At 58.0% G+C, this 4775-nt stretch carries 6 protein-coding genes and 4 pseudogenes; 3 read left to right on the top strand and 7 right to left on the bottom strand.

All coding sequences use genetic code 11. The features are described 5' to 3' along the window. The 5 genes and pseudogenes from tnpB to AC630_RS44990 all read right to left on the bottom strand — a co-directional run. The coding region (gene tnpB, locus AC630_RS43175) for an IS66 family insertion sequence element accessory protein TnpB (RefSeq protein WP_143198745.1) at positions 1-228 on the bottom strand (228 nt) is incomplete at its 3' end. Continuing rightward, complete coding sequence (gene tnpA, locus AC630_RS41495; RefSeq protein ID WP_074124182.1) at positions 225-653, bottom strand: IS66-like element accessory protein TnpA; 429 nt, start codon at positions 651-653, stop codon at positions 225-227. The genes tnpB and tnpA, both read right to left, overlap by 4 nt. 7 nt (positions 654-660) lie before the next feature. Continuing rightward, on the bottom strand, positions 661-975 hold the full coding sequence (locus AC630_RS47630; RefSeq protein ID WP_245330664.1) for a hypothetical protein: 315 nt from the start codon (positions 973-975) through the stop codon (positions 661-663). Between the two features lie 137 nt (positions 976-1112). Further along, positions 1113-1789: pseudogene (locus AC630_RS47625) on the bottom strand (recombinase family protein); the annotation flags it as partial. A gap of 467 nt (positions 1790-2256) precedes the next feature. Beyond that, positions 2257-2526, bottom strand: coding sequence for a hypothetical protein (locus AC630_RS44990; protein WP_143198744.1), 270 nt, complete (start codon positions 2524-2526; stop codon positions 2257-2259). On the opposite strand from AC630_RS44990, the pseudogene AC630_RS47620 reads away from it, so the two are divergent. Beyond that, positions 2500-2695 (top strand): annotated as a pseudogene (locus AC630_RS47620) (transposase domain-containing protein); the annotation flags it as partial. The gene AC630_RS44990 and the pseudogene AC630_RS47620 overlap by 27 nt on opposite strands. A 306-nt stretch (positions 2696-3001) precedes the next feature. Here AC630_RS47620 and AC630_RS44985 read toward each other — a convergent pair. Further along, a pseudogene (locus AC630_RS44985) lies at positions 3002-3421 on the bottom strand (putative quinol monooxygenase); the annotation flags it as partial. A 415-nt stretch (positions 3422-3836) separates the two neighbouring features. Between AC630_RS44985 and AC630_RS41480 the strand changes: the two are divergent. Further along, positions 3837-4154, top strand: a pseudogene (locus AC630_RS41480) (AIR synthase-related protein); the annotation flags it as partial. A gap of 57 nt (positions 4155-4211) precedes the next feature. Here the strand turns inward: AC630_RS41480 and AC630_RS46090 are convergent. Further along, on the bottom strand, positions 4212-4382 hold the full coding sequence (locus tag AC630_RS46090) for a hypothetical protein (RefSeq protein WP_167561390.1): 171 nt from the start codon (positions 4380-4382) through the stop codon (positions 4212-4214). A 212-nt stretch (positions 4383-4594) separates the two neighbouring features. Between AC630_RS46090 and AC630_RS41470 the strand changes: the two genes are divergently transcribed. Beyond that, a partial coding sequence (locus AC630_RS41470; RefSeq protein ID WP_143198742.1) for a hypothetical protein occupies positions 4595-4775 on the top strand: 181 nt, incomplete at its 3' end.

The raw sequence follows: 4775 nt of genomic DNA, 5'->3' as shown, positions 1-4775 counted from the left end.
GTCCGTCCAAAAAGCGGATGCCACGGATATGCAATTGTCGCGCTTCGAAGACTGTATGCAGAATGTCGCGTGTTGGGCCCGCTTGGCCCGGAACACATAGACAGCTCCCGAGAATGGATCTGCACCCATGCTCTCGCGCACCAGGGTCGCAAGACCCTCCATGCCCTTGCGGAAGTCTACCGGTTTGGTCGCCACCATCACCCGGACCGCGCCTGACGGACCGATCACCGGCTCGCCTTCAGCGCCTGGACGATCGACGCAATCCTCGCCGTGTCCGCTCCACGACCGGCTCGGATCGTGATGCCGTCGACTTCAATCTCGATGATTCCGCTATCTGGCTTGCGCACCGCTTTGCGCTCCCGGTGAGCAGTCGGCGCCGGCACCACAGCGTCCATCACCGCCGGCACAAACTGTACTTCGTCCGCCTCGGAATGACCGCCTGCGGCTTCTCGCAACTGACGCCGCCAGCCAAACAGCTGCTGCGGCGACAATCCATGCCGTCGAGCCACGGAACACACCGAGTCGCCACTCGCCACGATCTCCGCAACGATCCGCGCCTTGTCCTCGTCGCTCCACTTCCGCCGACGACCGGCTCCGGTGAAGACCTCAAGCCGCCGCACCGGCTCCGTGATAGCAGTATGCACTGTGTCCATTCTAAGCCTAACGGTCGAAACCGAACCGCAGACTCGCAGATCGCCCCGTCATCCGGTAGGTGGCCGCTGAACAGCGCTTACGCTCAAGGCGCTGCCGTTTTGCATGTGATGTGGCTGCGAGGCGCTTCCGCTCCTCGAGATACGTGCGTACGTATTCTGAGATAACCTTCGGCGCGCGCAATTCGGCCTTTAGCCCGTTGAGGACCGCGCTCTCAACAGTGTCCAAATAAAAAGTCTTGGCGTCCGGACACGTGCCGCTCTCCGTCGCCGCCGAGCAGCGAATGCGAACGCGCCCTGATTTGTCCCTTCCATTGGTTGCCATGCCCGAGCCGCATGAGCCGCAACGGAGCCAGATAACATCCGACGTGGCCGACGTTGATGGCTGGGATGGGTATGACCGCGCTCCTCTTTACGTTGCTGAGCAGCTCTGAACAGCTCTGGATTGACAATTGCAAGATGCGGCACTTCAGCCGCCTGCCAGTCACTCTTAGGATTTGGTCGTGACAGGCGCTTTCCCGAGTCGGGATCTTTCACCATCCTGACTTTGTTCCAGACGAGGCGCCCTACATAAAGCTCGTTCTGCAGAATGCCGGTACCCCTCTCGAGATTGCCATTAATAGTTGAGGCATTCCATGCCCGCCCCCGCGGAGGTGATACCTCTCCTTGTTGAGATCGTGCGCGATTTCGCGAGGCGTCCGACCGTCCACGTATTCCTGGAAGATACGGCGGATCACTTGTGCCTCGGCCTCGACGACGACTCGTTCGCCGCTCTTTCCGGCGACCGCATCGTATCCGTATGTTAGGCCACCTCCAGCCAAACCTTGCTTGACCCGGCCTGCTTGGCGACGCCGCACCTTGTGCGTGTTGTCCTCACGATAGAGTTGTCCGACCAGGCCGCGAAGACCGACCAGCACGGTGTTAACGACGCCTTCGTGGACCGCCCGGATCTCGATGCCGAGAAAAGATAGTCGCTTATGGATACCTGCGAGATCTTCCATGTCGCGAGAGAGGCGATCGAGCGCTTCGACGATCACTACGTCAAAGGATCTCTCCCGCGCTTGGTCCAACATCCGCAGAAGGCCTTCGCGTCCCATGACCGAGCCACCTGAGCGAGCCCGATCTTCATGGGTGCTGATAACCGTTAAGCCTTCGCGCTCTGCATAGCTTTGACAAGTGAAAGCTGATCTTCAATCGAACGCTCGTTCTGAAGATCGGTTGAGAACCGAGCATAGATCGTCGCCCTCTTCCTTGTCTCTTCGATCGGCGATCTCTCTTTCATGATCTTCCCTCGCGGCCAGACGAGCAAGTACGCGCGCAAGGCGTAAGATCGCCTTGTCTGGATTCGTCTGCAAGGACAATTTTCGATGCGCTTCCCGCACGATCGAACCTCTAGGTGAGCGCGCAACTCAGCGAGGTGCACGCACCTGCGCTAGCGCCATTCCACAAAATGTCGGCGTCGGTGATCATCCAGAGCATCATGCTTGGTCGGTGCCTAAGCGGAACGGCCGCTATGAGCTCGTCGTGCAATTGGATGCCGCGGCGAAGAAAAAGGGATGGAACTCGGAAGGCCTTCGCCCGCCGAAGTGTGTGCTGCTAGGAAGGGTTACATCCAGCTCTTTGGCACGTGGCAAATACTGGGGCGAGAATCCGGCACCCTCACCAAAAGACTGTGACCAGCAATCGATCTCGTTGCTAGTTTTGCCTGAATCAAACCTGCAACCAGACCGTTGTGAGCGATGGGATAATGGTTGGGTTCGTTGATTTTCCTGAAGTTTTTGATGATTTCGTTCGCGTTTGTTGTGTTTCGATTAGGTTGTTTCTGGCGCGAAACTGGTGCGGTGTGCGCGCCAGCTCCGACGGCGGCGGCGAACACTGGCTGTCATCGCCTTGTCAGATCTGCAAACTCCGCAGTGTCGAACCGCAGGCCTATCTGACCCGACGTCATCGGGAGGATCGTCAACGGCCATCCGAACAGCCAAACCGATGGCCTGTTGCTTGTGCCCATCCCGCAAACCAAGCGCTCAGCCACGCAACACAGCTAACGATCCAAGGATAGGGCACGAACGAAGATAACGCGTTGAGAAAAGGAGAAGGTGCGACCGGAAACTCGAGGTGCTTTGATGCCCAATCTTGATCTGAAGGGCAATGACGAACGAGGGGCCGGAGCAGCGGTTGCAGCCGCGGGTGTTTTCAATCGGGTATGGCGAAAGTCAAAAAGGGCGAGAAGTAGATATGCAGTTGGCGACCTTGTCCCCATCCTGGTCTCAACAGGAGCAAGCGACGTTGAGGTCCTGATTGCGGTAGTGTGCCCTATCTCCTCGAGGCAACTTTCGGACAACGAGCCTTGCTCAGCAAGGTTTCAATTGTAACGTCAAACCATCGTTCGACAAAGCTGACATAGCTGTGGATGTCAGCCGGCCGGAGGTAGAAGTGTGGTTCGTTGCTTCGGAGGTGGAGAAATCTTCCGGGGGGGTCTTAAGATTTTCAATTTCGAAGGCGAACGCTGTCGCCCTATTAGAATGGCGGTCCCGATTTATGGATTTCATGCTCTGGATTTCAACTTTCACGATTGGAGTAATCGCCTTGGGAGGATTGGCAATTGCACGAAATGAATTCAAATCCTCCTCAGACAGCCAAAACTCGAAATTGTTAATCCGCGCCGGGTCAACCGGATCAGCCGTTATCGCCAAGTCAAAGCATCCGGAAGCGTGGCGAGCGCGTTTTACGAGATCCTCGTGCGCTTTAACAACATCGTCCCGCTTATTCGGGTCAACTGTAAATCATCCTGCTATGATTACCTTACGTGTTTTCATGAAATCCTCATGTATGAGAAGTCCGTTAGCCTGCAAAAGGCGTTTTCAACGCCGTGGCGCTGTTGGTAGATTTTGTTGTCGAAGCTAAAGACCCATTTGCAGATCGCGGTGCAGGCGATGCCCGCGTTTGGTACCCCGGTCTTGCTTCCATTGGCGCGATGCCGCGCTGTCATAGTTTATCAGTCTTGAAGTAAGGCTCAGCCGTAAGACGTTGCGAAACCCACCAGATATTGCCTGCGATGTTGCGGATACCACCCTGGCGGTCGCCATTAGGCATATCGGCGACCTCCATAACGAGCTCCGCGCCATTGGCAATTGCTCGTTCGAGCGCGCTATCGGCATCCCCGACGTAAAGGTAGAATGCCGCGCGATCGCCCAGCAGTCCGACCTCGGCTTCCATCTTCGCGAGGAGGCGATCCCGGTCAAGCCGGGCGTCGCGGCAGCGTGCGAGCTGCTCGGGCTCGATCCGCTCCATGTCGCCAATGAGGGCAAGCTGGTCGCGATCGTGGCGCCCGAAAATGCTGCTGCAGTGCTGGCCGCGATGCGGGCGCATCCGCTTGTCAGCGACGCCGCCGACATCGGCGAGGCCTTGGCCGACGATCATCATTTCGTGCAGATGGCCACGAGCTTCGGCGGCGGGCGGATCGTCGACTGGCTGTCGGGCGAGCAATTGCCGAGAATCTGTTGAGGTAAATCATCGCATCCTGCTCCTGTCGCATTCCTTCAACAGCCTGACGCAGCGGCTTCAGGCGAGCTCAGGGAGCGATGCCACGACGTCGCGGTCGAGCTCGACATCCATGCCGAGATCACGCGCGAGAGCGTGGCGCTGCATCGGCCGGACCTTGTGATCGCGCCGTTCCTGAAGCAGGCGATTCCCGACGACGTTGGGCGCAGCGTGCGCTGCCTGGTCGTCCATCCCGGCCCTCCCGGCGACCGCGGTCCGGTCGCGCTCGTGCGGCGGCGGGCCACCGGGGGAATAGGATATGGCTCATCACGACCACATATCTCGCCTCCGTGAGCTTCGTCGCGATGGCAGAAGCGATTTCGTTCATGCCCAAGGATGAAGGAGAGAAGATCGGCTTGATCGCTGCTCGGGGTAGGCTCTTCTGAAGCAAGCCCACCGTCGCCATGGGCACCATGATCATCCCGCATTTTCAGATAGGCTATTTCCTGCTGGCCTCACTGGCCTTCCTGCTGGTGAAGCTCGACACCGTTGCCCATCATCGATCATGGGCTTTCGCGAACTCATCTGGCGGCCTTCAAACCGAAGCTTCCAGTTCCAATGATCAAGAATTCGACACCAATAAAA

Origin of the sequence: Bradyrhizobium sp. AS23.2 (assembly GCF_001908185.1) — a bacterium.
Classification (GTDB): Bacteria; Pseudomonadota; Alphaproteobacteria; order Rhizobiales; family Xanthobacteraceae; genus Bradyrhizobium.
Note: the sequence above shows the minus strand (reverse complement) of the source record. Positions and strands in the feature narration are given on the sequence as shown.

What these genes read in the sequence shown, in the direction of transcription:
- AC630_RS46090 (WP_167561390.1), bottom strand. Translation starts at nt 4,382, where the DNA reads ATGGACGACCAGGCAGCGCACGCTGCGCCCAACGTCGTCGGGAATCGC.
- AC630_RS47630 (WP_245330664.1), bottom strand. Translation starts at nt 975, where the DNA reads ATGGCAACCAATGGAAGGGACAAATCAGGGCGCGTTCGCATTCGCTGC.
- tnpA (WP_074124182.1), bottom strand. Translation starts at nt 653, where the DNA reads ATGGACACAGTGCATACTGCTATCACGGAGCCGGTGCGGCGGCTTGAG.